The 25,555-nt window shown below is 73.0% G+C and carries 21 protein-coding genes; 20 read left to right on the forward strand and 1 reads right to left on the reverse strand.

From position 1 onward, the window contains the following. The first annotated feature begins 1,900 nt into the window (after positions 1-1,900). The 6 genes from O7597_RS31835 to mltG all read left to right on the forward strand — a co-directional run bounded on the left by O7597_RS31835 (position 1,901) and on the right by mltG (position 7,862). The gene (locus O7597_RS31835) at positions 1,901-2,527 is read left to right on the forward strand and encodes a hypothetical protein (RefSeq protein WP_348650810.1); all 627 of its coding nucleotides are present in this window, start codon (positions 1,901-1,903) and stop codon (positions 2,525-2,527) included. Between the two features lie 138 nt (positions 2,528-2,665). Continuing rightward, a complete protein-coding gene (locus tag O7597_RS22370; RefSeq protein WP_164445188.1) occupies positions 2,666-3,127 on the forward strand; it encodes a DUF948 domain-containing protein in 462 nt (153 codons plus the stop codon). Positions 3,128-3,153: 26 nt separating this feature from the next. After that, positions 3,154-3,459 (forward strand): hypothetical protein, encoded by a 306-nt coding sequence (locus O7597_RS22375; RefSeq protein ID WP_269738801.1) that lies wholly within the window; start codon positions 3,154-3,156, stop codon positions 3,457-3,459. Further along, positions 3,456-6,134 carry an alanine--tRNA ligase gene (gene alaS, locus O7597_RS22380; protein WP_269738800.1) on the forward strand — a complete coding sequence of 893 codons (2,679 nt, stop codon included), beginning with the start codon at positions 3,456-3,458 and terminating at the stop codon, positions 6,132-6,134. Before O7597_RS22375 ends, alaS begins: the two co-directional genes overlap by 4 nt. A gap of 73 nt (positions 6,135-6,207) precedes the next feature. Further along, entirely contained in the window at positions 6,208-6,669 is a 462-nt protein-coding gene (gene ruvX, locus O7597_RS22385; RefSeq protein ID WP_269738799.1) for a Holliday junction resolvase RuvX, read from the forward strand. Then, positions 6,666-7,862 carry an endolytic transglycosylase MltG gene (gene mltG / locus O7597_RS22390; protein WP_281580602.1) on the forward strand — a complete coding sequence of 399 codons (1,197 nt, stop codon included), beginning with the start codon at positions 6,666-6,668 and terminating at the stop codon, positions 7,860-7,862. The genes ruvX and mltG overlap by 4 nt, the downstream gene beginning before the upstream one ends. Before the next feature lie 76 nt (positions 7,863-7,938). On the opposite strand, the gene O7597_RS22395 is transcribed toward mltG, so the two are convergent. Next, a complete protein-coding gene (locus O7597_RS22395) occupies positions 7,939-9,204 on the reverse strand; it encodes an endo-1,4-beta-xylanase (RefSeq protein WP_281580603.1) in 1,266 nt (421 codons plus the stop codon). A gap of 117 nt (positions 9,205-9,321) precedes the next feature. Here O7597_RS22395 and O7597_RS22400 point away from each other — a divergent pair, with 117 nt between their 5' ends. From O7597_RS22400 to O7597_RS22465, 14 genes are all read left to right on the forward strand, one after another. After that, positions 9,322-10,155: a shikimate dehydrogenase gene (locus O7597_RS22400; RefSeq protein ID WP_281583299.1), complete on the forward strand. Its 834-nt coding sequence runs from the start codon at positions 9,322-9,324 to the stop codon at positions 10,153-10,155. A 258-nt stretch (positions 10,156-10,413) separates the two neighbouring features. After that, positions 10,414-12,120: a glycosyl hydrolase gene (locus O7597_RS22405; RefSeq protein ID WP_281580604.1), complete on the forward strand. Its 1,707-nt coding sequence runs from the start codon at positions 10,414-10,416 to the stop codon at positions 12,118-12,120. A gap of 217 nt (positions 12,121-12,337) precedes the next feature. Beyond that, positions 12,338-14,290: a hypothetical protein gene (locus tag O7597_RS22410; protein WP_281583300.1), complete on the forward strand. Its 1,953-nt coding sequence runs from the start codon at positions 12,338-12,340 to the stop codon at positions 14,288-14,290. 93 nt (positions 14,291-14,383) lie between these two features. Then, the gene (locus tag O7597_RS22415; RefSeq protein ID WP_269738793.1) at positions 14,384-14,926 is read left to right on the forward strand and encodes an acyltransferase; all 543 of its coding nucleotides are present in this window, start codon (positions 14,384-14,386) and stop codon (positions 14,924-14,926) included. Continuing rightward, positions 14,919-16,523 (forward strand): lipopolysaccharide biosynthesis protein, encoded by a 1,605-nt coding sequence (locus O7597_RS22420; protein WP_269738792.1) that lies wholly within the window; start codon positions 14,919-14,921, stop codon positions 16,521-16,523. The genes O7597_RS22415 and O7597_RS22420 overlap by 8 nt, the downstream gene beginning before the upstream one ends. Positions 16,524-16,637: 114 nt before the next feature. Continuing rightward, entirely contained in the window at positions 16,638-17,873 is a 1,236-nt protein-coding gene (locus tag O7597_RS22425; RefSeq protein WP_269742575.1) for an O-antigen ligase domain-containing protein, read from the forward strand. Then, positions 17,870-19,468, forward strand: a complete 1,599-nt coding sequence (locus O7597_RS22430; RefSeq protein WP_281580605.1) for a lipopolysaccharide biosynthesis protein — start codon at positions 17,870-17,872, stop codon at positions 19,466-19,468. Before O7597_RS22425 ends, O7597_RS22430 begins: the two co-directional genes overlap by 4 nt. A gap of 7 nt (positions 19,469-19,475) precedes the next feature. Beyond that, a complete protein-coding gene (locus tag O7597_RS22435; RefSeq protein ID WP_281580606.1) occupies positions 19,476-20,378 on the forward strand; it encodes a sulfotransferase domain-containing protein in 903 nt (300 codons plus the stop codon). Beyond that, positions 20,375-21,625: a hypothetical protein gene (locus tag O7597_RS22440; protein ID WP_281580607.1), complete on the forward strand. Its 1,251-nt coding sequence runs from the start codon at positions 20,375-20,377 to the stop codon at positions 21,623-21,625. Before O7597_RS22435 ends, O7597_RS22440 begins: the two co-directional genes overlap by 4 nt. Before the next feature lie 32 nt (positions 21,626-21,657). Then, positions 21,658-22,140: a UDP-N-acetylglucosamine--LPS N-acetylglucosamine transferase gene (locus tag O7597_RS22445; protein WP_269738788.1), complete on the forward strand. Its 483-nt coding sequence runs from the start codon at positions 21,658-21,660 to the stop codon at positions 22,138-22,140. A gap of 119 nt (positions 22,141-22,259) precedes the next feature. Beyond that, the gene (locus O7597_RS22450; protein WP_281583301.1) at positions 22,260-22,826 is read left to right on the forward strand and encodes a glycosyltransferase; all 567 of its coding nucleotides are present in this window, start codon (positions 22,260-22,262) and stop codon (positions 22,824-22,826) included. Beyond that, positions 22,823-23,743, forward strand: a complete 921-nt coding sequence (locus O7597_RS22455) for a glycosyltransferase family A protein (protein ID WP_281580608.1) — start codon at positions 22,823-22,825, stop codon at positions 23,741-23,743. Before O7597_RS22450 ends, O7597_RS22455 begins: the two co-directional genes overlap by 4 nt. Positions 23,744-23,830: 87 nt before the next feature. Further along, a complete protein-coding gene (gene aroC / locus O7597_RS22460; RefSeq protein ID WP_269738786.1) occupies positions 23,831-25,009 on the forward strand; it encodes a chorismate synthase in 1,179 nt (392 codons plus the stop codon). Continuing rightward, positions 25,006-25,521, forward strand: coding sequence for a shikimate kinase (locus O7597_RS22465; protein ID WP_281580609.1), 516 nt, complete (start codon positions 25,006-25,008; stop codon positions 25,519-25,521). The genes aroC and O7597_RS22465 overlap by 4 nt, the downstream gene beginning before the upstream one ends. Positions 25,522-25,555: the final 34 nt, after the last annotated feature.

Here is a 25,555-nt window from a genome sequence, read left to right on the forward strand (position 1 = left end):
CCCCCGGCCGGTTCCGGAAGCCGGCCCGGTGTCCGGGGCACCGATCGCTGCGGGCCGGCCGCCCGGACCGGTGTCGGGCCCGCCGGCCGGTCCCGGGGCGGGCCCGCCCGGGCAGCGTCGGATGCCGGGCATCCGGCCGAACGCCGCACCCGCCGGCCCGCGTCGCCTGCCCCCGACCGACCCGGGCCGCGCCCCGGCACCGCCGGAGACGGTCACCGGCCCGCCTCCGGCAGACCGCACCGATCCTGGTCGCGTCCCCGACGGCCGGTCCGGGCGTCTCCCCGGGCCGGGTCGTCCACGGCCGGCCGACGCCCCGGCCGGACCACCGTCAGCCGGCGTGCCGGACCCCACGCCGCCGCTCGGCGGCCACCGCCTGCCGCCGGACCCGGCCGACGCCCCGGCCGGGCCGAGGGGCGCCGAACGAGCCGGGCCGGCGACGACTCCCGGTTCAACGGCGGTGGGCATGACGCCCGCCGCCGGCCGACCCGGTGGTGCTCCGGCCAGCGGTCGGCGGGCCGGTCGTCGGCGTGCCGCCGAGCCGGAGGAGGAACGGCCGGTGGTGCCGCTCTCCGGCAACGCGCCCCCGATTCCCGGTGTCCCGTCCGGTCCACCGGCGGCGGGGCCCGCGCGTACCCCACCCGCCGGGCGCGCCGAGTCGGGCCCGCCGACCGCCGACGACGCCCGGGGTCGGCGCGCGGCCGCCGAGGAGCCGTCCGGACGGCACGCGGTGGCGGGTGCCGGTACCGAGGCGCCACCCAGCGCGGGGCGGCCGGGCGAGGGCCGCGCCGCCCGACCGGAGCGACCGTCCGACTGGCTCCGGCAGGCCGGACGACCGCACCACACCGACCCGGCACTGCCCACGATCAGCAAGCGACCCGCGACACCGCCCGGTCGTGCGGTCGGCACACCCTCCGGTGGTACGCCGACGATCGGCGACCGCCGTGGCGTGGACGCCGGCGGCCCTTCCGGTCGGCCGAACGCGGGCGCCGCGCCGGCCGACGGACGCCGGGTCGAGCCGGGGCCGGACGGCCGGGTGGCCGGGCCTGCCCGCCGCGCCGACGGGCCACCGGTCGGACGTGGCCGCCCGACTCCGCCGGTCGGCACTGTCCCCGCCCCGGACGGACGTGAGCCGACAGGTCGGGCCGGCACCCTGCCCCGGATCGGTGCCACCGGCCCGGCACCCCGGCCCGACGGCCCGCCGCGTGGCGCGGCGCGTCCGGACGGCTCGCCTGATCTGCCTTCGCGTGGTGCGGCGCGGCCCGACGGTCCGCCCGGCGTTCCGCCGCGTGGTGCGGCGCGTCCGGACGGTCCGCCCGGCGTTCCGCCGCGTGGTGCGGCGCGACCCGATGGTGCCCCGGCAGCGCCGCCGCGTGGTGCGGCGCGACCGGACGGTCCGCCCGGCGTTCCGCCGCGTGGTGCGGCGCGGCCCGACGGTCCGCCCGGCGTTCCGCCGCGTGGTGCCGCGCGTCCGGACGGTCCGCCCGGCGTTCCGCCGCGCGGCGCGGTCCGACCCGACGGTCCGGCCGTGACGTCGCCGCACCGACCCGACATCGGCCCCGCCGGCCCCGCTGACCCCGGCCGGGGCGTCGGCGCCGGACCGACCGGCTCGCCGGTCACGGCCCGGGCCGGTGCTCCGGTGCGCCCGGAGGAGCGGCTCGCCGGCCGGGCCACGCCGCCGCACCGGAACCCGGCGCGCCCCGAACCCTCCGGCGTGTCGCCGGTGCCGCCGCGCGACGGCGAGGCGCCGGCGGTGGCCCGCGCCGCGGCTGTCGTGGCACCGGCCGGCCCGACCGGGCACCCCGGCCCGGAACCGACGGCCCGACGCGCCAACGCGCCGGACTTCGCCGACGTCGACCGGTCCGAGGGCGACCCGGGCGACGGTGGTCAGCCGCGCCGGCAGGTGCCGGGCTCCCCCCGGTCGCGTGCCGCCGTCCTGGTGCTGGCCAGCGTCCTGCTGCTCGGCGTACTTCCCGCGTTCTTCGGTGTGCAGACCATGAACCGGGATCCGGTCTTCGCCTCGCTCGACCAGCTCGACGTGCCGGCCTGGGCGGCGACGGAACCGGTCGACGACGTCACCGGCAGCCCGTGGTGCCTGCTGGACTGCCGGTTGCGGGAACGCACCACCACCTCCGACCGGTCACCCGACGAGACGGCGCAGGCGTACGAGGCCGCGCTGACCCGCGACGGTTGGCAGCGGTGGACGCCCGACTACTGCCCGGAGCAGGAGGAGAAGGGCAGCTACACCTGCTGGCGGCGCGACGAGCTCACCCTCGACCTCTGGGTCCGGGAACGCACCTGCGTGCCGCCGCCCGTCGACGGCGAACCCGCGGTGGTGCCGGCCCCCGATCCGGCCACCGCGGCGCAGGAGTGCCCCGGATCGTTGGTGTCGGTGAAGGTGCGCAACGCGATCGACGACGAGCGGACGCGGCCACAGCCGAGCACCGATCCGTCGCTCACCGGCGAGGATCCCTTCCCGACAGTGACCGACGACCCGTTGAGCGACCTGACGCCGTCACCACCGTCCTGAGCCGATCCTCATCACGGACGGTAGGGTCAGGTGCTGATGGTGACCGGTCGTCGGCCGGTCACTCGACGTTGACGTGGCGAGACGGTCGTACGGCTGGCGGAATCGTGCGCCCCGAAGCACTGTTTGAGGAGGACTGGCGTGGGCTTTTTGGAGGTCGCGGCACTGATCGCGGCGATCGCGTTCGCGATGCTGGTGCTGATCCTGACGCTGCCCATCCTGCGGTTGCGGCACACCGTGGACGCCACCACCCGCATGATCAATGATTTGAACGACCGGACGGGCCCGCTGCTCGGCGATGTCAACACCACGGTACGCAACGTCAACGTGACCCTGGAGCAGGTGCAGACCTCGCTCGACGGGGTGAACCTCCAACTGGCCAAGGTCGACACCATGACCGGCCACGCGCAGAACATCAGCGCCAACGTCGCCAACCTGGTCACCGTGGTCTCCGCCGCCGCGGCCAACCCGCTGGTCAAGGTGGCCGCGTTCGGCTACGGCGTGCGCAAGGCCGCCGCCGCCCGCCGGCACGCCGAGACCGAGCGTGAGGTGCGGGACACCATCAAGGCTCAGCGGCGCGCCGCCCGGCGCGGGAACCGCTGACCCCGACGGCACCGGGAGGTACGAGCATGAGGCGCCTTTTCTGGCTGGGTATCGGGCTGGCCGTCGGTGTGGTGGTGGTGCGCAAGGCGACCCGCGCCGCACACGCCTACACCCCCGCCGGCATCGCCGACAACCTGTCGCAATCCGCTGGCGGACTGGTCGAGGAACTGCGTAGCTTCGTGGCGGACGTACGCGCCGGGATGGCCGAGCGGGAGCACGAGATCCACGAGGCGTTCGCCCAGGGCGAGGCGTTCGACGACCAGTTCGCCGAGCTGCGGGAGGACCCGCGTCTCGGCGACCGAGAGATCTTTCCGGAGGACCACCAGCGATGAAGACGGCGGAGATCAAGCGGCGGTATCTCGCCCACTTCGAGGCGAACGGTCACACCGTCGTGCCGTCCGCTCCGCTGCCCGCCATCAGCGACCCGAACCTGCTGTTCGTCAACGCCGGCATGGTGCAGTTCGTCCCCTACTTCCTGGGCCAGCAGACGCCGCCGTACCGGCGCGCGGTGAGCGTGCAGAAGTGCATCCGGACGCCGGACATCGACGAGGTCGGCAAGACCAGCCGGCACGGCACGTTCTTCCAGATGAACGGGAACTTCTCCTTCGGTGACTACTTCAAGTCCGGGGCGATCCCGCTCGCCTGGGAGCTGGCCACGAAGTCGGTCGAGGCCGGCGGGTTCGGGCTGGACCCGGAGCGGATCTGGGCGACGGTCTACCTCGACGACGACGAGGCGTACGACATCTGGCGCCGTACCGGGGTGCCCGACGAGCGCATCGTGCGCCGGGGCAAGAAGGACAACTTCTGGTCCATGGGCATCCCCGGCCCGTGCGGCCCGTGTTCCGAGCTGTACTACGACCGGGGGCCGGCCTACGGCGCCGAAGGTGGTCCGGAGGTCGACGAGGACCGGTACCTGGAGTTCTGGAACCTGGTGTTCATGCAGTTCGAGCGGGGTCCGGGCACCGACAAGGAGAATTTCCCGATCCTGGGTGAGCTGCCGGCGAAGAACATCGACACCGGCATGGGCCTGGAGCGGATGGCGTCGATCCTGCAGGGCGTCGACAACCTCTACGAGATCGACGAGGTCCGCCCGATCCTGGACCGGGCGGCGGAGCTGACCGGCAAGCGGTATGGCGCGCACTCGGGCCATGCCGCCAACCAGTCGCACCCGGACGACGTGCGGCTGCGGGTGATCGCCGACCACGTGCGTACCGCGTTGATGCTCATCGGTGACGGGGTGACCCCGTCCAACGAGGGCCGGGGCTACGTGCTGCGGCGGATCATGCGCCGGGCGATCCGGTCGGTGCGGCTGCTCGGCTGGCAGGAGCGGGCGCTGCCGGAACTGCTGCCGGTGGCGCGGGACTGCATGGCCCCGTCGTACCCGGAGCTGGCCGCGGACTTCGACCGGATCTCGGCGTACGCGTACGCCGAGGAGGACGCGTTCCTGGCCACCTTGCGGGCGGGGACGACGATCCTGGACACCGCGATCTCCGAGACGAGGTCGGCGGGGCGGCCGGCGCTCTCCGGAGACAAGGCGTTCCAGCTGCACGACACCTACGGCTTCCCGATCGACCTGACCCTGGAGATCGCCGCCGAGCAGGGGCTCACCGTCGACCAGGAGGGCTTCCGCCGGCTGATGGCCGACCAGCGGGCCCGCGCCAAGGCCGACGCGCAGGCGCGCAAGACCGGGCACACCGACCTGTCGGCGTACCGGTCGGTGCTCGACGCCGGTGGTCCGGTGACCTTCACCGGCTACACCGAGGTGGCCCGTGAGTCCACCGTCCGCGCGGTGCTCGGCACCGACGGGCAACGGGCGGCGGCCGTCGAGGGCGACACCGTCGAGCTGGTGCTCGACACCACCCCGTTCTACGCCGAGGGCGGCGGTCAACAGCCCGACCTCGGCATGATCACGGTGGGCGGCGGCCAGGTCGAGGTCCTCGACGTGCAGCAGCCGGTGCCGGGGCTGATCGTGCACCGCGCCCGGGTGCTGCGGGGCGAGGTGCGGGCCGGGGAGACCGGCTACGCCGAGATCGACACCAGCCGGCGGCGGGCGATCTCCCGCTCGCACACCGCCACCCACCTGGTGCACCAGACCATGCGCAACTTCCTCGGGGAGTCCGCCACCCAGGCCGGCTCGTTGAACGCGCCCGGTCGGCTGCGCTTCGACTTCAACACCGCCACCGGCGTGGCGCCCAGCGTGCTGCGTGACGTGGAGCAGCAGGTCAACGAGGTGCTGCTGGCCGACCTGGAGGTGCACGCGTTCATCACCTCGCTGGAGGAGGCGCGGCGCATCGGTGCCATGGCGCTGTTCGGTGAGAAGTACGGCGAGCACGTCCGGGTGGTCGAGGTCGGTGACTACGCCCGGGAGCTGTGCGGCGGTACCCACGTGGCCCGTTCCGGCCAGCTCGGTCTGGTGAAGATCCTCTCCGAGTCGTCGATCGGGTCCGGCGTGCGCCGGGTCGAGGCGCTGGTCGGGATGGACGCGTTCAACTTCCTGGCCCGCGAGCACCTGCTGGTGTCCCGCCTCGCCGAGCTGTACCGCGTCCCCTCCGAGCAGGTCGCCGACCGGGTCGAGCAGACGGTCACCCAGCTGCGCGACGCGGAGAAGGAGCTGGAGAAGCTGCGCGCGCAGCTGGTGCTGGGCGGCGCGGCGGCGCTCGCCGCCCAGGCGAAGGACGTGTCCGGGGTCGCCTACGTGGGCACCGAGGCGCCCGAGGGGGCGGCCGGCAACGACGTGCGCACTCTCGCCCAGGAGATCCGGGGCCGGATCGAGGCGTCCCGGCCGGGAGTGGTCGCGGTGGCCGCCCGAGCCAACGGCAAGGCGTCGCTGGTGGTGGCGGTGAACCCGGCCGCCCGCAGCCGGGGCATCGCCGCGAACGACCTGGTCAAGGCGGCGTTCTCTGGCCGTGGTGGCGGCAGCCCCGAGCTGGCGCAGGGCGGCGGGCTGCCCGAGTCGGAGGTGCCCCGACTGCTGCTCACGGTCGAGCGGGCGCTCGCCGAAGCGTGAGTCGGCGGCACAGCGGATCAGGGCGGGCCGGGTCGGTCCGCCCTGACGCGTCTGTCGGGGGAGGTGACACGGCGTGAGCGACTCGCCCCGTGGGGTGCGGCTGGGAGTGGACGTCGGGCAGGTCCGGATCGGGGTTTCCCGGTCCGATCCGCACGGCATTCTGGCCACCCCGCTGGTCACCCTCGCCCGCGAGCAGAACCCCAGGTCAGACGCGGTGCCGTCGGACCTCGCCGAGCTCGCCACGCTGGTCGCCGAGCACGCGGCCGTCGAGGTGGTGGTGGGCCTTCCGGTCAACCTCGCCGGCAGACATGGCCCGGCGGCGGAGCACGTGAAGGCGTACGCTCGTCAACTGGCCGGTGTGATAAGTCCTGTCCCAGTGACGCTCACCGACGAGAGGATGTCCACGGTCGTGGCGAGTCGTAGGCTTGCCGAGCGCGGTGTCCGAGGAAAGCGACAACGGGCGGTGGTCGACCAGGCCGCCGCGGTGGAAATCCTGCAGAGCTGGCTGGATGCGCAGCGGAGGCGGACGCAATGATGGACGATCTGGACCTCGGGTTCGACGAGCAGGAGCGGGGGGAGAAGGGCAAGCACCGCCGGGGCCGCCGCAAGGGCGGCAAGTCCGGTGGCGGGCGGGGCAAGACCGTCCTGGCCCTGCTGCTGGCCGTGCTGCTGCTCGGCGGCATCGGCGGAGGTGCCTTCTACGGCTTCGACCGGATCCAGAGCCGCTTCGTCACCCCCGACTACGACGGCGGCGGCACCGAGGAGGTGACCGTCCAGATCCCGCAGGGCGCGTTCCTCGCCGACATGGCCGTGGCACTGTACGACGCCGGTGTGATCAAGAGCACCAAGGCGTTCATCGAGGCGGCAGACGAGAACTCCCGCAGCCGCAACATCCAGCCCGGCACCTACAAGCTGCGCAAGCAGATGAGCGGTGAACTGGCCCTGACCGCGATGCTCGACCCGAAGAACCGGGTGGTCAACGGGCTCACCATCCCCGAGGGGCGCACCGCGAAGAACATCTTCAAGCTGCTCAGCGACCACACCGAGATCCCGGTCAAGGAGTTCGAGGCCGCCGCGAAGGACCCGGAGAAGCTCGGCGTACCGGACTATTGGTTCAAGCGGACGGACGGCAAGAAGCCCAAGAAGTCAATCGAGGGTTTCCTCTTCCCGGACACCTACGAGATCCCGCCGGACGCCACCGCCGAGGAGATCCTCGGGCAGATGGTCGACCATTTCCTCACCGTCACCGGTGAGATGGAGTTCGCCGACCGGGTGCAGAAGGAGCGCGGCGGGATCAGCCCGTACGAGGCGCTGATCGTGGCGTCGCTGGCCCAGGCCGAGGCCGGCACCAAGAAGGACCTCGGCAAGGTCGCCCGGGTCGCCTACAACCGGGTGTACTCGGGCACGTTCCCGTGCAACTGCCTGGAGATGGACGTCACGGTCAACTACTACTTCGAACTGACCGGTCAGGAGGCGAAGACCTCCGGGCAGATGACGGCGAGCGACCTCGACAACCCGAAGAACCCGTACAACCGCAAGCTGCGCGGCATGGTTCCCACCCCGATCAACAATCCGGGCAAGGAGGCCCTGGAGGGGGCGATGGACCCGCCGACCGGTGACTGGCTCTTCTTCGTGGCGATCGACAAGGAAGGCAACTCGGCCTTCACCGACGACTACAACAAGCACCTGGCGAACATCGAGAAGGCCAAGGAGGCCGGCGTCCTCTGACGCCGGCCGCCCGGGCGGGTGGCGGTGACACGTCCCGCACCGGCTCCCACGCTGACGGGTGCCGGCGGCGCCGTGGTCAGGACAGGTCGACCGTCGCGGTGGTGTCGGGGGCGTCGATGGTGAAGCGGGTGGCGCGGTCGCCGACGGCGACGGTGTAGTCGCCGAGGAAGCCGGCGACGGTGACGGTGCCGTCGGCTCCGGTGCGCAGCTCCGTCGGCGACAGCCACCACTCGCCCTTGACCAGCGCTTTCAGGGTGTCGTACGCCGGCTTCGGGCTGCCGTCGGTGCGGACCAGTCCGGCGGGCGCGCCGAGCCAGGCACCCCGGTCGGTGAGCCCCCAGTAGTTGATCGACTGGACCGCCGGGTGGGCGAGCAGCGACCGGTAGTGCCGCTCGACCTCCTCGGCCTGCCGCGCCTCGCCCTCGGGAGTGCTCGGCCAGTGCGGGATCTGGTAGTCGTTGAGGTCCTCGATCTCGGGCGGCATGAGGTGCCCGGAGACCAGGGTGGTCTCGGTCAGGTGCAGCGGCAGCCCGTACCGGGCGAACCGGTCCAGCGTCTGCCGCATGTACTCCTCGCCCCGGTAGCCCTGGTGCATGTGGGTCTGCAGGCCGATCGCGTCGATGCGCACGCCGGCCTCGAGGACTCCCTCGATGAGACACTCGTACGCCGAGCTGAGGTCGAAGTCGTTGAGCACCAGGGTGGCCGCCGGGTTCGCGGCCCGCGCCTCCTCGAACGCCAACCGCACCAGGTGGATGCGGCCGCGCGCCCGGGCCAGTGGGGTGATCGCGTTGTCGCCGTTGGCGAAGACGGGCATGATCACCGCCTCGTTTATCGCGTCCCAGGTGTCGATGAGGCCGGCGAAGCCGCCGGCCAGGTCGCGGACGCGGGCCCGCAGCAGCCGCTCGACCTCGTCGAGCTCCAGCCCGAGTAACCACGACGGCTGCACGGTGTGCCAGACCAGCGGGTGACCCTTGACGGTGACGCCGCGCTCGGCCAGCCAGCGGGCGGTGGCGGTGAGACGCTCGGTGTCGGGTGCGCCGCGCCGTGGCTCGTAGCGACCCCAGTAGAACGGCAGCGTCGCGGTGTTGAACACGTCGAGCCACAGCTCGCCGAGCCGGTCGAGGTCCAGCCGGCTGTCCCCGCCGAAGCTCTCGACGCTCGTGGTCTCCTCCGGGGCGGGGCCGCCGACCAGGTCGACGAAGTCGAAGCCGATGTTGCCGAAGGCGAAGGCGTGCCGGTCCTGCGCGACCGTCACCACCTGGTCGGCGAGCGGCTGCCGGTCGGGACCTCGGACGGTGAGGGTGATCTCGCCCTTGCGGTGGCGCAGACTGCTGTCAGACATTGTTGGATGCTAGGCGACAGGTGTGCCCGCTGGTGTCGAGGAGTGATGGTGGCTGAGTCAGGGCGTGCGTCGTCCGCAGCTGAGGCGTCGGCGCCCGAGGCGTCGGGGCGCGGGACGGTGGTGCACCGGGCGGCGGTGCTCGGCAAGCCGATCGCCCACTCGCTCTCCCCGGTGATCCACAATGCCGGGTACGCGGCTGCCGGGCTGACCGGGTGGTCGTACACCCGGATCGAGTGCGCGGCGGCGGAGCTGCCGGCCCTGGTCGCCGGCCTGGGCCCGGAGTGGGCCGGGCTGTCGGTGACCATGCCGGGCAAGGAGGCGGCGCTCACGGTGGCCGCCGAGGTCTCGCCGGTCGCCGCCGCCGTGGGTGCGGCCAACACGTTGGTACGCCGTCCCGACGGCTCCTGGTACGCCGACAACACCGACGTCACCGGCATGGTCGAGGTGCTGACCGAGGCGGGCGTACGCCCCGGTGCCACCGTCACCGTGCTCGGCGCGGGCGGCACCGCCCGGGCGGCGCTCGCGGCGGCGGCCCGGCTGCGCGCGGCCGCGGTGACCGTGATCGCGCGCCGCCCGGCGGCGGTCGCCGAACTCGAACCGGTCGCCGCCGCCCTGGGCGTGGCGATGACCGGCGCACCGTGGCCGGATGTGTCGCGTGCCGAGGCGTCAGGGCTGGCCGGTGTCGATGTGCTGATCTCGACCGTGCCGAAGGGGGCCGCCGACGAGCTGGCCGGCAGGGTGCCCTGGCGGGCCGGCACGGTGGTCTTCGACGCGATCTACGACCCGTGGCCGACCCCGCTGGCCGCCGCCGCCGAGGCCGCCGGCTGCCGGATCGTCTCCGGCCTCGACCTGCTGCTGGCCCAGGCGATCGGCCAGTTCGAGCAGTTCACCAACACACCCGCCCCCCGCCCCGCGATGGCCGCCGCCCTCACCGCCGCTACCCGCGGTTAGGCGGATCTTGGTGCAAAGATGCCCTCCGCAGGGGGCGCTTTCGTACCAAGATCGCTAGCCGGGCTGCACGTTCGGATCTTTGTGTCTGCCGCCAACCTCATGATCAACGAGGTGGGTCGGGGGTGGGGCGGGGGTGGGAGGGGTAGGGGTGTCTTAGCTGAGGTTTAAGACGCGCTTAGGTCCTGGCGTCATCCGCACGCTCCGTTGTGTACGCGGATACGCTGCTCAGCGTTATCGTCGAAGACACGAGGAGTATCCGTGACCAGTCGCGGACTGCACCGCTTGATCCCACATCGCGGCGGCCGGCGTAAGGCCGTGGTGCTCGGCGTCATCGGCACCACTGTGGTGCTGGGGCTCGGCGCGACGATGGTGCCGCTGCTCGCGGATGACGACCTGTCGGTCGCCGTGGTGGCCGACACCACCGCCACGGCGGTGCCGCAGGATGGCGACAACAGCGTCAAGTCGACCCTGGCGACCTGTCCCGCACCCTGCGACGGCAATCCGCGCGGCGCCCGTGAGGCGGTGCTGACCTTCCTGGTCACCTCGCTGCCGGCGAACGCGGTGAACGTACGGGCCACGCTGCGGGTGCACGCCTGGCAGAGGTTCCAGGCGACGGTGACCGCGCACGAGTCGCGCCTCGACGCCCGCGCCGCCCGTCCGATGCCGGCCCCGCTGGGCGCGGCGCTGGACACCGTCAGCGGCGTCGCCAAGGGATTCAACGAGTGGGACGTCTCGGGTCTGGTCACCGGCAACGGCATCTGGACGCTGTCACTGGCGCAGGCCGGGTTGGACAGCCGCATCTACTGGGCCTCCGGCGAGAACCGCAACGCCGATCTGCGCCCGCGCCTGGCGATCAGCTACGACGGGGTGGGAATCCGGCCGCCGTCCGCCTCGCCCAGCGTCGCGCCGACGCCGTCGGCCACCGCCAGCCGTCCGCCGGCCTCGCCGACCGTCTCGCCGAGCGTGAGCCCGTCGCCCGCCCGGCCCAGCCCCAGCTCGCCACCGCCACCGGATCCGGGCAAGTGCGGAACCGTCTCGGCGAAGCTGGTCCCCGGCTGCGGTGCCTGGTGGGGGATGTACTCACCGACGAACGCCGCCGCCGGCTGGGATCACGGCAAGGCGGTCAGCGACGTGGAGAAGCAGGTCGGGCGGAAGTTCGACGTCGTCCACCGCTATCACGACTTCTCGAACACCGGCAGCAACGGCGCCTTCCCGGACGAGTTCCAACAGCAGCAGATGCGCGACGGGCGGCTCATGTTCTTCGCCTGGGAGAGTCGGGTCTTCTCCTCGGGTACGGTGCTGACCTGGAAGGACGTCTACAGCGGACGGTACGACGCGACGATCGACGCGGTCGCCGGCCGGATCCGGGCGATCGGCCAGCCGGTCTTCATCGGGTTCGACCACGAGCCGGAGGACGAGCCGGCCAAGGGCAGCGACGCCGACTTCGTCCGGGCCTGGCGGTACGTGCACGACCGGTTCGCCGACGCCAAGGCCGACAACGCCGTCTGGGTCTGGACGATGATGGGCTGGTCCGGCCACTACGACCGGTACGCGGGGCTCTATCCCGGTGACCGCTACGTCGACTGGGTGGCCTGGGACCCGTACAACTTCCACGTCTGCAACGGCAGCACCGTCTGGAAGAGCCCCAGCACCACCATCGGCTCCTTCTACCGCTGGCTCGACGAGAACGGCATCGGTGCGGGCAAGCCGCGGATGCTCGCCGAGTTCGGCACCAACATGAACGCCGCCGATCCGAACGCGAAGCGGCGCTGGTTCGAGGAGTTCCCGGCGGCGCTGAAGGCCCACCCGAAGATCAAGGCGGCGATCTACTTCAACTCGGCGGGCATGACGAAGACGACGAGCACCTGCAACATGATGATGAACCAGGACGCGGCGGCGGTGGCCGGATTCGCCGCCGCGGGACGGGACAGCTACCTGCGGCAGCCGACGGGAGGGGGCCGCTGAACCGAGCTGAGCCGAGTCGGGAGCACGGGCCGCCACAGCGATTGTCGGAAATCCGACGGTAGACAAGGTTGTCCGTTTCCTGATCCACCGTCCGTCCAATCGGCGGATGCCGCCCTCCAGCGTGGAGCGGGCACGCTACGTGCATTCTCGTCCACTCTGGAGGCGCAGCGTGCCCACATACTCCTTGTCGTGGCGTTCCATCCGTCGGCATCGACTCCTGGCCGCGACCGTCGCGTTGGTGACGGTCGCGGCCGTACTTACCGCGCCCACCGCGGCTTCCGCGGCCGTGGTACCGGCACCCGAGCCGGCCACCCTGGTCTCGACCGATCCGGCCGACCAGACTCCGCACGCCCGCAACGGTGAGGCTCGCGCCTTCGCCGAGATCGGCAACACGGTCTACGTCGGAGGCAGCTTCACGCAGATCCGCCAGACGGCCGCCTCGGCCTGGATCGCCCGCAGCTACCTGTTCGCGTACGACCGGACCACCGGGACGATCTCGACGACCTTCCTGCCGGTGCTCGACGGTGCGGTCAACTCACTCATCGCCGGCCCCGGCGGCACGCTGATCGTCGGCGGCGCCTTCAAGAACGTCAACGGGGTGTCCCGCCGGAACCTGGTGGCGCTCGAACCGTCCACCGGCATGATGATCGACAGCTGGGCCGGGCGCTCCGACGGCGGCACCGTGCGTGACCTGGTGCTGCACGGCAACTGGCTGTACGTGGCCGGGGCCTTCAACTGGCTCAACGGCACTGCGCACTCCGGGCTCGGCCGGTTGGACGCGACGACCGGAGAGATCGATCCGACCTTCGACATCAACACGACCGTCGGCCGGCACGGCACCAGCATGTACGCCTGGACCATCGACGTCTCCCCGGACGGCGGCACCCTCGTCGTCGGCGGCAACTTCCTCTACGTCAACGAACTGCCGCGTAACCAGATCGCGCTGATCGACGTGACGGGCACACCGAGCGTCATCGACTGGAGTTCGGAGCGGTTCGTCGCGCCGTGCGCCAACCCGGCGACGTTCGTGCACTACGTGCAGGACGTACGCTTCGGCGGCGACGGCACCTGGTTCGTCGTCGGCACCAACGGCGGGTCGGGCTGGCCGAGCGCCTACTGCGACGCCCTGGTCCGCTTCGAGACCGCCCACCGGGGGCCCAACCAGGTTGCCACCTGGGTGAACTTCACCGGCAACGACACCATCACCTCCGTCGAGGTGGCCGACAACATCATCTACCTCGGCGGGCACTTCCGCTGGCTGAACAACCCGAACGCCAGTGACCGCGCCGGCAACGGGGCCATCGACCGGCTGGGCATCGGCGCGGTCACCCCGGCCACCGGGATGCCGGTGAACTGGAACCCCCGCCGCAGCGGCGGCTCCGACCTGCCCTCCGGCGCCAGCTCCTGGGGATCGTCGGTGCCCGTGCTGTGGCGCGGCAGCGCCGGCCTCTACTTCGGACACAACTCCGACGGCATGGGCAACGAGTACCACGGTCGACTCGGTGTCTTCCCGATCAGCGGTGGGCGCACGATCATCCCGAAGAACCCGCCGACGGGTAGCAGTGGCCACCTGCACCTGAACGTCGGTCCGGGTGAGGTGGCGCGGGTGCCGTTCGACGGCACCACCCTGGACACCGCCAACGCCGCCGTCGTCAGCCAGCCGAACTACACCGACGCGGGCGCGACCTGGCTGGTCGACGACCGGATCTACTGGTCCCACGTGGTCGCCGGAACACCGACCGGCAGCCGGATCGACGTCTCGCTGTTCAACGGCTCCACGATCGGTGGGTCGTGGGAGGCGTCCGGCTACAACGACTGGTACAACCCGGCGCTGTTGACCGGCGCGTTCTATCTCGACGGCCGGCTCTACTACACCCGCAGCGGGGCGAACAACCTCTACTACCGCTACTTCGAGATCGACGGCAGCTACCTGGGTGCCACCGAGTTCGTGCTGCCCACCACGGGTGTGACCTGGTCGGCGGTACGCGGCATGGCCTGGGTGGACGGGCGGATCGTCTACGGGGCGACCAACGGATCGCTGCGCAGCGTGGCGTTCGACCCGACCCTGGCGCCCACCGCCGCGGTCAACGGCGCGGAGTCGACGCTCGTCGCCGAGGCGACGCCGGAACTGACCTGGTCGACCGCCTCGATGTTCTTTTCAGTGCCGTAGCGTTCACCGCTCGTAACGAATCCTCGGTATTTTGTTCACCTCGGGTCGGCGTCGGGTCTCCCGCCGCCGACCCGAGGAAGGTGGGGAGGCTCGTTGTCCGGCATCCGACGTGGACTCGTCGTGCGTATCGTCTTCGCGGTCAAGCGTGGCTGGTATCGGCTGCGTTATCCGCGCCTGCGGCTGGGGGCGGGGGTGGAGATCCGTGGCCGGATCCGGCTGCGCCGCGGCGTGCGGGTCAGCATCGGCGAGCACACCCGGTTGAACAAGCTGGTCCGCTTCGCCGGGCCCGGCGAGGTGCGGGTGGGCGCCGACTGTCTGCTCAACGCGACCTGGATCGGCACCTGGACCTCGGTGACCATCGGCGACCGGTGCCTGCTGTCGGACTGCGAACTGCTCGACAACGACTTCCACAACCTGGACCCGGAGCGACGCCACGACCCGCCGACGCCGGCCAGCCGAGCGCCGATCACCGTCGAGGACAACGTGTGGATCGGTGCGCACGCGTTGGTCATGAAGGGGGTGCGGATCGGCCGGGACAGCGTCGTGGGTGCCGCGACGGTGGTCCGCACCGACGTGCCGCCCGGAGTCGTGGTGATCGGCAATCCCCAACAGATAGCGAAGAAGTTCCATGACTGATGCCGCGCCCAGCGGCTGGACCGGCGACGGTCCGGCCGGTGCCCCGACGTCCCGCAGCGTCACCATCACCGACATGCTGCGGGTGCCCCTGCACCGGGCCCGGTTGGTCGCGGCGGTGGCCCTCGGTGGACTGCTCGCCGCGGTCGGCTACGTGCTGGTGTCGCCGGCCACGGTGACGGCGAACGCGGTGGTGGCGGTCCGACCGGTGGTCACCGACGCCTTCACGCCCAGCGGCGCCGCCGCCGACCGGGCGGTGAACATGAACGTGGAGAGCGGGATCGCCACCGGCACCGAGGTCGTCGCGAAGCTCGCCGCGACGTTCGACTCGGACCAGCGCACGGTGCGCGACGCCCTCGAGGTCGAGGTGCCCGCCGGCGGTCAGATCCTGCGCTTCATCTACCGGGCCGGCGACGCCGAACGGGCGGTGGCCGGCGCGAACCTGGCCGCGCAGAGCTATCTGGACATCCGGCGCGGGATGTACGAGAAGCAGCGCGAGGAGATGCTGAACTCGTACGACGAGAGCATCGACAAGATCATCGCCCAGCGCAACACCGTGCAGCGCAGGATCAACAACGCCCGGGACGCGGCCGCCGCGGACGCGGCGGTCGCCGAACTCGGCGGCATCAACAACCAGCTCACCCAGCTCAGCTCCGCCCGTACGGAGATCGCCGCGGTCGACGTGAACCCGGGCTGGGTCACCCGTAGCGCCGAGCGGGCGTTGGCCACCACCTCCGGCGGTTCGTCACTGCTGCTCGCCGGTGGGCTGCTCGGTGGGACCGTGATCGGTCTGGTGCTCGCCTTCCTGTGGGAGTCGGCGGACCGGCGTATCCGCAGCGTGGCCGATGCGCGGGACAGCACCGGCCTGCCGCTGCTGGGCACCGTCCGCCGCGCCCGGCTACGCGGCCGGGCGGTCGACGCCGACATCCGGTACGTGGCGATGGCCGTCGCCGAGCGGGTACGCCAACCCGCCCGGGTCGCGGTGGTGACCGCCCGGGAGGACGCCACCGCGATCACCGCCGGGCTCGCGGTCGCTCTCGCCGTGGCCGGACGGGAGGTGTTCGTGGCCGACGACAGCGGTCGGATCGACCGGCTGCGGGCCACGGTGCTCACCGACCGGGGCCGGTTGCCGGCGGCCATCGACCCGACCCGGCCCACCGTGCCCAAGCCCCGCACCGCCGCCCCGGACACCGACGACGGTCCGACCGAGGTCATCACCCGACGTCCCTCCCCGCATCCGGTCGGTGCCCGGCCCTCGACCGACCCGGAAGCCACGCTCACCCTGCCCCGCGTCGCCAGGACCGCCAGCAGTGGCGAGAACGGCCGGGCCACCGGCGACGAGCAGCAGGTGGTGGTGGGGGCCGGCAGTGTGCGGTTCGGCACCTGGCGGCAGGGCGCCGACCAGCGTCTGGTGCTGTACAACGCCCCGCCGGCCGAGGCCGACGAGCGGGGTGTGGCGGCGGCCCGGCAGGGGACCGCCGTGGTCGTGGTCGAACGCGACCGCACCCGTCAGGCCGACCTGCGCCGGCTCGCCGAGCGGCTGCGGGCGGCCGGGGTCAACCCGCTGGGCTTCGTGCTGTGCCGCAGCGGGCGGAGCTGAGGCGTGCCGCTCACCCGCGCCCCGGCGACCACCGAGCCGCCCCGACCGGCCGCTGCCGCCGTGCAGCCCACCTCCCCGCTGCCGCCCCGACTGCCGCTGTGGCCGCTGGTGGCGATGTTCGGGCTGGTCCCGCTCTGGTGGGTGGCCGGCGCCTTCTACCTCGGCTGGCCGCTGCTGGGTGCCCTGCTGTTCACCCTGCTGGCCACCCGGGGCCGGGTGCCGCTGCCCCCCGCCACGGGAATCTGGCTGCTGTTCGTGGCCCTCGCGGTGGTCAGCGTGACCCGACTGGCGGCACCGAGCTCGCTGCCCACCTTCGTGCTGCGGCTGGCGTTCTACCTCACCGCGCTCGTCGTCGCGGTCTACGTCTACACCGTCGCCCGGGAGCGTCCCGACCAGGCCGCCGTGCTGGTGCCGCTGTGCGCGTTCTGGTTCGCGCTTGTCGCGCTGGGCTGGCTGGGCGTGCTGGTGCCGCGCCTGGAACTGACCACCCCGGTCGAGGCGCTGCTGCCACCGGGCGTGTCCGGGGTGCCGTTCATCAGCGACATGGTCCACCTGAGCACCGCGGAGTACAGCGCCCGGTCGCTCAACCCGATCTACCGCCCGGCGGCCCCGTACGCGTACACCAACAACTACGGCAGCGCGTACGCGATGACGTTGCCGTGTGTGGTCGCGTACACCATGCTGCGACGGCGCGGCCTGCTGCGCTGGGCGCTGCTGGCGTCGTTGCCGGTGTCGCTGGTTCCGGCGTTCCTCACGCTCAACCGGGCGATGTTCCTCAGTCTCGGCGTCGGGCTGGCCGTGCTCGGCGTGCGGGCGGCGCTGCGCGGCAACGTCCGGGTGGCCGCCTCCATCGGCGGGATGGTGGTACTCGGCGGCATCGCCAGCCTGTTCATCCCGGTCGCCGAGCTGATCGGCAATCGGGTCGAGTCCAGCGACACCAACACCGACCGGCTCTCGCTCTACGCCGAGGTGCTGCGCCGGGTGGGTGACTCGCCCTGGCTGGGCTACGGCGCGCCGATGGAGGTGGACACCGTCACCGCCGACGCGCCCATCGGCACCCAGGGTCAGTTGTGGATGGTGTTGTTCAGCCACGGCGTACCGGCCCTGCTCTGCTTTCTGGCCTGGTTCGTCGCCGCCGCGCTGAGCTGCGCCCGGGCCACCTCGGCGGCGGGGCAGTGGCTCTCCGTCGTCCCGCTGATCTGTCTGGTACAGGTGCCCTTCTACGGGATGGCCAACCAGAACCTCGCGGTGGCCTTCTTCGCGGTGGCCTTCGCGTTCGCGCTGTGCGAACGGGAACGCCGTACCGCGCCGGGTGGGTTGTCGCGGCGGGCGGCGGTGGTGCCGGCGTGACGGCGACCACCAGCCCACCGACGGGCGAGGATCCCGGGCGTACGGCAAGCGTCCCCGCCGGCACGGCGGCGGCCGACGGGGCGGCCGAGACCCGGCGCAGCACCCGCAGCGGGGTGGCCGGGCTGCTCGGCGCGGCGACCAGTGGTCTGTTCGGCTTCGTGCTCGCGGTGGTCATCACCCGTGGCTACGGCACCACCGGGGCGGGCCCGTTCTTCGCCGCCATCGGCGTGGTGACCGTCGCCGCCGCGATCTGCACCCTCGGCGCGGAGACCGGTCTGATCTGGGCGTTGCCCCGGCGACGGGCCGGCGCCACCGGGGACGGCGCCCGGGTGCTGCCGGTCGCCATGATCCCACCGTTGCTGGTGGCCGTGCTGGTCGCGGTGGGCGGCGCATGGCTGGCCGGGCCGCTCGCCGGTCGGCTGCTGGGCCCGGCGGGCGGGCCGCTGCTGGTGGTGACCTTCGCGGCGGTGCCCGTGGTGGTCGCGATGAACCTGCTGCTGGCGGTGGTGCGCTGCGTCCGCCCGATGCGGTCCTACGTCGCGGTGCAGTTCCTGCTGCTGCCGGTCGTCCGCCCCCTGCTCGTCGGCGCGGCGGTGCTCGCCGGTGGCGGGCTGCTGGCGGGGATGACCGGCTGGCTGGTGCCCGCCGCCGTGGCACTGCTGGTGTGCCTGATCCTGGTGGCCGGGCCGCTCGGGATCGGCGCCGGCGCCCCGCTGCGTCCGCGGCGCGGCGACTGGGCCACGTTCTGGCGGTTCGCGCTGCCCCGCGCCGCCTCGGCGGCGATCGACGCGGGCAGCATGTGGATCGGGGTGCTGCTCACCTCGGCCCTGGCCGGCCCGGCCGACGCCGGTGTCTTCGGTGCCGTCGGCCGCTACGTCCTCGCCGGCCAACTCGCCATGCAGGGGCTGCGGGTGGCCACCGCCCCGCAACTGTCGCGGCTGCTCGGCCGGGGCGAACGGACCGCCGCCGCCTCGGTGCACCGGCAGCTGACCGGCTGGGGCCTGGTGCTCTCCTGGCCGGTGTACCTGCTGCTCGCCGTCTTCGCACCGGCCTTCCTGGCGCTGTTCGGCCCGGAGTTCACCACCGGCGCCGCCGCGATGACGGTGCTGGCCCTGGCGATGCTCGTCAACACCGGGGTCGGCAACGTGCAGAGTCTGCTGCTGATGGGCGGGCGCAGCGGCCTGCATCTGGCCGCGGCACTGGCCGGACTGCTGGTCACCGTCGGCGGCGGGTTGGCGCTGATTCCCGCCCACGGGGCGACCGGGGCGGCGGTGGCGTGGGCCGCCGGCATCGTGACCGAGAACCTCTGCGCGGCCACCTTCGCCCGGCTCGTGGTGCGCGAACCCCTGGTCGACGCCCGGATGCTGGCCGCGGCGGCGGTCACCGTGACGGGGGTCGGGCTCGCGGCGGTGGCCGGCCTGGCGGTGGCGGGCCGAGACATCGCCGGACTGCTGCTCGCGGTGGCCACGCTCGCCACCGCCTGCGTCGGCTTGTTGACGTTGCCCCGGGTGCGGCGCGGCATCCGGGTGACCATGGTGCAGATCCGTGGCGGGTCGCCGGCCGGCGACCCGCCACGGACATCGAAGGGCAGGTGAATTCGTCGTGTCGTCCATTCGGGACCGGGTGAAGCAGTTGGTGCCGACCCAGGTGACTAACCGGGTACGGGAAAGCCTCGTCGACTACGGGGTACGCACCAGCGACCGGCGGCCGTTGCCGGACTTCCTCATCATCGGCACCAAACGCGGCGGCACCACCTCGCTGTGGAACTACCTGATCCAGCATCCGCTGGTACCCCGGCTCTTTCCCGCCTGGAACACGAAGTCCTCGCACTACTTCGAGGAGCACTGGAGTCGCGGCGAGGCGTGGTACCGCTCGCACTTTCCGACGGTGCGGCAGCGGGAGGCACTGGAGAACCGCCACGGCGGTCCGGTCCGGGTGGGTGAGGCCGCCCCGCTGTACATGTTCCATCCGCTGGCCGCCGAGCGGGTCAGTGCGCTGATGCCCTCGGTGCGGCTGATCGTGCTGCTGCGCGACCCGGTGGAGCGGGCCTACTCGCACTGGAAGGAACGGCGGACCAACGGGGTGGAGCCGCTCGACTTCGCCGCCGCGCTGGCCGCCGAGGAGGAGCGCACGGCGGGGGAGCGGGAACGGCTGATCGCCGAACCGAACCACTTCAGCGAGCCCTACGACTGGTACACCTACCGGGCCCGGGGCCGGTACCTGGAGCACCTGCAACCGTGGCTGGAGCGCTTCGACCGCGGCCAGCTCCTCTTCCTGCCCAGCGAGGAGCTGTACGCCGACGCGCGGGCGACCTACCGGCGCACCCTGGACTTCCTCGGCCTGCCCCCGTTCGACCTGCCCAACTTCAAGGTCTACAACGACCGGCGGTCGGCACCCCTGGAGCCGGCGCTGCGTGCCGAGCTGACCGCGTACTACCGCCCGCACAACGAGGCGTTGCGGCAGCGGCTGGGGTTGCGGCTCGACTGGCCGGACCGGGTCGCGTGACCGCCTCCGCCACCACCACGGGCGACCCCCGGAGCCGGGACGACGGGCTAGGCTGGGTCACCCGGGCGGTCTTCTCCGACCCACGGGTGGCGGTGACCGTGGACGCCGAGCCACCGGCCGGGCACACCGTCGTGGCCCGGTACGCGGTGGTGCCGTCGGTGGCTCGGGCCCGCTTCCTGCTGCCGCTGGGTCGCCCCCGGGTCGCGGCGGCGGCGCTGCTGTCGTACAACGCCCTGCGCCCGGCGAAGCTGCGCGCGGCGCGGGCGGTGCTCGGCGTGGCGGCGCGGGCCGGCGCGGTGGACCGGGCACCCTTTCCGGTGCTGACCGTGGCGCTGCCGGTCGGGCTCGACCCGGCGCAGGTGCTGCTCGCCGCGCGGGTCGGTGCCGAACTCGGCACGCCGGTGCACGCGGCCTGCGGGGTGCGTCCGCCGGACCCGAACCACAAGCCGACGCTGCAACTGTTCGACGACCGGGGCGAACCGCGCGGGTACGCGAAGATCGGCTGGAACGACGCCACGCGGGCGCTGGTCACCGCCGAGGCCGCGGCGCTGCGGGAGGTCGCCGGCCGTGCCGGGACGGCCGGGCACCCCGGCACCACGCGCCTGCTCACCGAGTTCGCCTGGGCCGGGCAGGCGGTGGCGGTGGTCGAGCCGCTGCCGGCGCGGATCCGGGGGCTGCCCATCGACGCGCCGCCCGACCTGGCGGCGCTGCTCGCGGTGGCCCGGCGTGGTCGCCCGCCGGCACCGGCCCGGCCGCTGGCCGGCTCACCGTTCCTGGCCCGCCTGACCGAACAGGCGCGGCGGGCCGTGGACGCCGTCGGCGAGCGTGCGTCGGCCGTCGTCGCCGACCTGGCCCGCCGGCACGGTGACGTCGCCGTCGAGTTCGGCCACTGGCACGGCGACTGGGTGCCGTGGAACCTCGGCCGGCACGAGGGGGAACTCGTCGCCTGGGACTGGGAGCACAGCGGGCCGGAGGTGCCCGTCGGGTTCGACCTGGCCCACGACGCGTTCCAGCGGGCGCTCGTGGCGCGCGGCGACCCGGCCGCGGTGGCGGCCCGGCAGGTCGACACCTGGCTGGACCGGCACGGCGAGGCGCTGGGGCTGGACCGGGCCGGGCAGCGGCTGGTGGCCGATGCCTACCTGGTGGAGATGTGGTTGCGGACCTGGCGGCTGGCCGACGCCGGTGCCGGCTGGAACCCGGCGCTGCATCCCGCCCTGCTGGACACCATTTCGAACCGACACAGCTGACCGACACGTCAAGCGGACTTGTGGGGAGTCGCGTGGACAACAACAAACTGGGAGCCGATCAGCAGCCGGTGCTGCTGCTGGTCGGGTCGAGCGGAGGGCACCTGGCGCAGTTGCTCGCCCTGCGGCCCTGGTACGAGACCTGGCGGCGATGCTGGGTCACCTTCGACACGCCGGAGGCGCTGTCGCTGCTGGCCGGGGAGGACGTCGTCCCGGCGTACCATCCCACCACCCGCCACCTGGGCAACCTGCTGCGCAACGCGTGGCTGGCCGTCCGGGTGCTGCGGCGACGGCGGGTCGCCGCGGTGGTCACCACCGGCGCGGGCGTGGCGGTGCCGTTCGTCGTGCTGGCCCGGCTGCGCCGCATCCCGACGGTCTACATCGAGGTCTACGACCGGATCGACACACCGACGCTGACCGCCCGGCTGTGCCGGCCGTTCCTGTCGGCGATGCTCGTGCAGTGGGAGGAGCAGCGCCGCCAGTACCCGGAGGCCACCGTCGTGGGGACGCTGCTGTGAGCGGCGACGCGCCCGGTGACGGGCACCGCGCCACGCCGCTGCGCCCTCGCCCGGCCCCCGACGAGCCGACGGTACGCGTACCGGAGCCCCGCGAGCCGCGCACCGACGGTCGGCCACAGGTGCTGGTGGCCGTCGGCACCGACAAACATCCGTTCGACCGGCTGGTCGACTGGCTGCGCCACTGGCACGACGAGATCGCCGGCGAGGTTCGGCTGACCGTGCAGCACGGACACACCCGGGCCGCGGACCTGCCCGACGCGGTGCCGTTCCTCGGCCACGCCGAGTTGCAGGCCGCGATGGCCCGGGCCGACCTGGTGGTCTGCCACGGTGGCCCGGCCACCATCCTGGAGGCCCGCCGGCACGGACACCTGCCGATCGTGGTGCCCCGCGACCCGACCCGTGGCGAGCACGTCGACGACCATCAGCTGTTGTTCGCCCGCCGGCTCGGCGCGGCCGGCCTGGTGGCGCTCTGCGAGTCCCGGCAGGAGTTGCTTGCCACGCTGGCCAGCGGTCTCGCCGACCGGAACCGGTTCACCGTCGCCGTGGACGCCGACGCGGCCGACGGGCGGCGGGCCGCGGTGCGGCGGGTGGGAGTGATCGTCGAGGACCTGGTGGCCGCCGCGCAGCGGCAGCACCGACCCTGGTGGCGGCCGTGGCACGGCCCGAACGGAAGGCGGAAGCCGTGACCCGGTACCCGAGCGTGAGCGCGGTGGTGCCCACCCGCGACCGGCCCGAGCTGCTGCGGGCCGCGGTACGGGCCATCGTCGCCCAGGACTACCCGGCTCCGGTCGAGGTGGTCGTGGTGTACGACCAGTCCGAACCGGACGTCTCCCTGGCCGAGCTGTCGGCTCCGGACCGGCCGGTGCGCGTGGTCACCAACTCGCGGACCCCCGGCCTGGCCGGCGCGCGCAACACCGGCACCCTGGCCGCCACCGGCGAGCTGGTCGCCTTCTGCGACGACGACGACGAGTGGCTGCCCGGCAAGCTGCGCGCCCAGGCCGAGGCGCTGGCCGGTGTGCCCGGGGCCGAGTTCGTCAGCTGCGGCATCCGGGTCAGCTACGACGGGCACACCGTCGAGCGGGTGCTGGACCGCGACTCGATCAGCCTGGCCGAGCTGCTGCGGGACCGGATGACCGAGCTGCACCCGTCGACCTTCGTCATCCGGGCGTCGGCGCTGCGCGACGGGTTTGGGCTCGTCGACGAGGAGATCCCCGGCAGCTACGCCGAGGACTACGAGTTCCTGCTCCGGGCCGCCCGCAGCGCCCCGCTGGTCAACCTGCGCACTCCGTACGTGGTGGTGCGCTGGCACAAGCGGTCCTACTTCGCGCAGCGGTGGGACACCATCTCCGAGGCGCTGCAGTGGCTGCTGGACCGCTATCCCGAGTTCGCCAGCCAACCGGCGGGACAGGCCCGGGTCACCGGGCAGATCGCCTTCGCCCGCGCGGCGTCGGGCGACTCCCGGGGTGCGGTGCGCTGGGCCCGGCAGACCATCCGGCACAACCCACGCGAGCCCCGGGCCTACCTGGCCCTGGCGGTCGCCGGGCGGGTGGTCCGCGCCGACACGGTGCTGCGTACCCTGCACCGACGCGGCCGAGGCATCTGACCCGCCCGCGCCGCCCGTCGCGTCCGGAAGGCGGGACGCGACGGGCGGCGCGGGGCGCCGGGCCTCGGGCGTGACAGACTCATGCCTGTGTTGCGTTGGTTGACCGCAGGGGAATCGCACGGACCCGCTCTCGTCGCGTTGCTGGAGGGGGTGCCGGCCGGTGTCGAGGTGACCTCCACCGACATCGCCGGGGAGCTGGCCCGCCGCCGGCTCGGCTACGGCCGGGGTGCCCGGATGGCCTTCGAGCAGGACGAGATCGAGATCATCGGCGGCCTGCGGCACGGCGTCACCCTGGGCAGCCCGGTCGCCGTCCGGGTCGGCAACTCCGAGTGGCCCAAGTGGCGCACCGTGATGGCCGCCGACCCGGTCGACCCCGACGAGTTGGCCCGGCAGGCCCGCAACGCGCCGCTGACCCGGCCCCGGCCCGGCCACGCCGACCTGGCCGGCATGCAGAAGTACGGCCACACCGACGCGCGGCCGATCCTGGAGCGGGCCAGCGCGCGGGAGACCGCCGCCCGGGTCGCCGTCGGCACGGTGGCCAAGGCGCTGGTGCGCCAGGCCCTCGGCATCGAGATCGTCTCGCACGTGGTCGAGCTGGGCCCGATCGGCGTCAAGCCGGGGCTGCGGCCCCGGCCGGAGGACGCCGAGCGGATCGACGCCGACCCGCTGCGCTGCCTCGACCCGGAGGCCAGCGCCCGGATGGTCGCCGAGGTCGACGCCGCGAAGAAGGCTGCCGACACCCTCGGCGGCGTGGTCGAGGTGCTGGCGTACGGCGTACCGCCCGGTCTGGGCAGCCACGTGCAGTGGGACCGCAAGCTCGACGCCCGGCTGGCCACCGCGCTGATGTCGATCCAGGCGATCAAGGGTGTGGAGATCGGCGACGGCTGGCAGCAGGCCCGGTCCCGGGGTTCCGAGGCACACGACGAGATCATGCCCACCGCCACCGGCGTCCGCCGGGTCACCGACCGGGCCGGCGGCCTGGAGGGCGGCATCACCACCGGTGAGCCACTGCGGGTGAAGGCGGCGATGAAGCCGATCTCCTCGCTGAACCGGGCGCTGGCCACGGTGGACGTGACGACCGGTGAGCCGGCCACCGCCATCAACCAGCGCTCCGACGTCTGCGCGGTGCCGGCCGCCGCCGTGGTCGCCGAGGCGATGGTGGCGCTGGTGCTGGCGGAGGCCGCGGTGGAGAAGTTCGGTGGTGACTCGGTCGCCGAGATGCGCCGCAACCTGGCCGGTTACCTCGACGCGCTGGTGATCCGGTGACCGCTCCGACCCGACCGGTCTGTGTGCTGGTCGGCGCGCCCGGCTCGGGCAAGACCACCATCGGGCAGGGCCTGGCCGAAACGCTCGGCGTCGAGTTCCGGGACACCGACGCCGACATCGAGCGCCTCGCCGGCAAGCCGATCCCGGAGATCTTCGTCGACGAGGGTGAGGCGCACTTCCGTACCCTCGAACGGGCGGCGCTGGCCGCGGCGCTGGCCTCCTGCTCCGGGGTGCTCGCCCTCGGCGGCGGCGCGATCCTGGCCGAGGAGAACCGGGCCGCACTCGTCGGTCACCGGGTGGTGCACCTCTCCGTCGAGCTGCCGGACGCGGTGAAGCGGGTGGGTCTCGGCGTCGGTCGGCCGCTGTTGGCGATCAACCCCCGGGCCACCCTCAAACACCTGATGGACCAGCGTCGGCCGCTCTACGCCGAGGTCGCCACCGCCACGGTCGTCACCGACGGCCGCACCCCCGAGGAGATCGTCGCCGAGATCGTCGCCTTGCTGAAGCGGTAGCGCCGACGTCCCGGGCAACGTCTGCGGTCGCGCG

Source organism: Verrucosispora sp. WMMC514 (assembly GCF_027497295.1).
GTDB classification, from domain to species: domain Bacteria; phylum Actinomycetota; class Actinomycetes; order Mycobacteriales; family Micromonosporaceae; genus Micromonospora; species Micromonospora palythoicola.